Origin of the sequence: Pedobacter sp. Bi27, assembly GCF_918698255.1 — a bacterium.
In the GTDB taxonomy this organism is placed as follows: domain Bacteria; phylum Bacteroidota; class Bacteroidia; order Sphingobacteriales; family Sphingobacteriaceae; genus Pedobacter.
On sequence record NZ_CAKKMW010000019.1, the window covers coordinates 1 to 2,982 of the forward strand.

The 2,982-nt window shown below is 39.6% G+C and carries 2 protein-coding genes; one reads left to right on the forward strand and one right to left on the reverse strand.

Features of this window, described 5'->3' with window-relative positions; genetic code table 11:
- Window positions 1-1,841, forward strand: a 1,841-nt coding sequence (locus LQ227_RS25530; RefSeq protein ID WP_230151937.1) for an RHS repeat domain-containing protein, incomplete at its 5' end; no start/stop codon positions are given.
- Window positions 1,842-2,418: 577 nt separating this feature from the next.
- On the opposite strand, the gene LQ227_RS25535 is transcribed toward LQ227_RS25530, so the two are convergent.
- On the reverse strand, window positions 2,419-2,652 hold the full coding sequence (locus tag LQ227_RS25535; RefSeq protein ID WP_230146574.1) for a hypothetical protein: 234 nt from the start codon (window positions 2,650-2,652) through the stop codon (window positions 2,419-2,421).
- Between the last annotated feature and the right edge of the window lie 330 nt (window positions 2,653-2,982).

A 2,982-nucleotide genomic window follows, 5' to 3' on the forward strand; every position in this document is an offset into this window, starting at 1 on the left:
TTACCGCGAGTACCCGCACGCATACCGCAAACGGAACGGCAACAACAATAGGCAACCGTTACGAATACGACCATATGGGCCGTAAAATCGCTACTTTTGAAAACATCAACAGCCAGGGAGAGGTGGCACTGAACCACCTGGAATACAACGAGATCGGGCAACTGAGCAAAAAGAACCTGCATAACGATACCCAGGCGACCACTTTTGCCTATAACGAGCGCGGCTGGATGAAGAACAGTACATCCGATCAGTTCAGCATGGAGCTAAAATATAACGATGGCACTTTACCACAGTTCAATGGCAATATTTCCGGTCAGAGTTATACCAACGGTGCATCAAATGCTTTCAGCTATGCCTACGACATGCTGAACAGACTGACAAATTCTACAGCAGGCAACAGCCTGGGCGAGGCCATTGCTTATGATGTAATGGGCAATATCAGCAGTTTGACCCGAGATAATTTTGGTACGAACAGTTATACGGTTTACGAAGGCAACAGGCTTAAAACGATCAGCGGTTTTACCAATAGCAATTATGATTATGATGCCAACGGCAACCTGAAGAGTGACAGTCAAAAGAATATTACTTTAGGTTATAATTTCCTCAACCTGCCACAAACAGTAAGCGGGAACCAGAATCTGAATTATACCTACAGTGCAGCAGGAGAAAAGCTGAAAAAACAGAGTGGTGGTATCACAACCGATTATGTTGGGGGCATCCAGTACACCAATGGGAATATAGATTTTATCCAGACAGAAGAGGGGATTGCGCGCAATAGCGCAGGAAGTTACAGCTACGAATATAACCTGAGCGATCATTTAGGCAATGTGAGGGCTACTTTCTATAAAAATCCTAACACAAATTTATTGGAGGTGCTTCAGCGCGACGATTATTATGCCTTTGGTTTAAGAAAAGAACCGGTTGCAAAAGCGGGGCTTAACAAGTATCTTTACAATGGCAAAGAGTTGCAGGAAGAGTTAGCGCAGTATGATTACGGCGCTAGGTTTTATGACCCTGTAATTGGACGTTGGAATGTGATTGATCCACTGGCAGAGAAGATGCGGAGACATTCACCCTATAATTATGGTTTCAACAACCCGATAAGGTTTGTAGATCCGGATGGAATGATGCCATTTGATGATTACCACTTTGATGTAGATGGAAAACTAGACTATGTTGTTCAAACAAATAAAGATGATAAATTTATCCAGGCAGACCAAAATGGTAACAATAAAGAAATATCTTCATCTGAGCTTACTAGCGGTATGCAAGTAGAATATCGTTCAACTAAGATTGGTTTAGGTTTAGGCAGCTTGTCATTTGATAGAGGCGTTTATGACCCAAATGGAGCAAATATAGATGGAATGGCGACCGGGATTGGCATTATGGGTGCTGGTGGTGATTTGTTGTCTAAATCAAACGCTAGTTTTAGGATGACTAATGGTTTATACAATGGCTCTGGATTTAGCCCAAGAATATATTGGAATGGTTGGGGTGGAGGCAGTGTTGCCCAAATTACAACTTATAGTTTGTCGAAGTTTGGAACCAATTTATCTACTGCATCTGGTGCTGTAGGTGTAGGCTATGGTGTTTATCAAATTTATAACGGTAAACAAACCCTCATGACTTATCCAGATGTTGCGGTTGGAGCCGCTGGATTAACAGCAAGCGCAGCAGGGTACTTTGGAGGAGCGGCGGCAAGTGCTTGGATACCTGTTGTTGGCGAGGCGGCGGCACTTTATGGGGCTTCTAGATTATTATGGGATGTTTCCTTTAGTTTAGGACAAAATTATGGCCCAAGTAAATGGTATGGAACTGATCACACTAAATGGTTTAAGTAGTAGCATATGAAATTGTTTTATTTGATTTGGGCTGATGCAATTTTGAGTTTTAAAAGAAATAATCCAAAACGAAAAGATTGGAAAATAACATTGCTTTTATATTTGAGTTTCATCTTTGCGCTTAACTTTTGGATTTTACTCCTATGGTTGAAATTTTTTAATATACTTATAATCGAAATGCCAAAAATCAGGTTGTTCCCAGGAGATATCTTGAATGACTTTTTAGGATTTGTAATAGTGTTCGTTTTACCTTTTATTATAGCCAATTATTTATTGATTTTTTATAAAAACAGATATCAAGATATCGTAAATAAATATAAAAATTACAACTATAAATATGCTTTAATATATAGTTTGTCAATAATAGGCATGACCGTGTTTTCCGCTTTTCTGTATGGATTTTTAACAAGCTAACTTATCTTTCAATAAGTAAAATTGTGGCAAAGCCTAGCAGAAATGTTGGGCTTTGTTATTCTAAATCAAAATGAATCAGTAATCTGCCCACGCTGGTGCGAGCGTGTCGCTCGTATCAATATAATATCCAAAGCCTGGCAGTTTAAAAGCTTGCCAGGCTTTGTTATTTCTGTAGGAGTTCTAGTTTAAGGAGCCTTGCTTTAATTGCTCCATAGGTGCGGGAATGTAGTTTGGCGAGCTGGGTAATCTTAGCGCCATCGTTGAAACGTTGTGCCAGCAATGCATCTTCTTCTACACTCCAGGCTAAACCCTGGTTTCCTCTTTTTGGCGAGGGCTTCGAGTCGATTAATGGCGAAGAATAATGCCCTGATGATTTCGGGCTATCTGCAGGGAACACCCACGCTGGTGCGAGCGTGTCGCTCGTATCAATATATACCCAAAGCCTAGCAGAAATGTTGGGCTTTGTTATTTCTGCAAGAGTTCAAGTTTAAGCAAGGGTCAAAGAAAAAACGAATCAATAAATGAAAAAGTATTATTTTTTTTTAATTGTGGTAGTCCCCTTTTCTGGTCTTAGCGTCTCCAATGCTATTAAGTTAAGGTTTTTTGGATTTTGAGATAGTTTTTTTTAGTATATTTATATACAATCAAAAAAGATACATGAGTTTAATTTCCAGCAATATTTCCAAGGAGAAACATATCGTTTCTCCTAAAAAAAACATGTGATTTT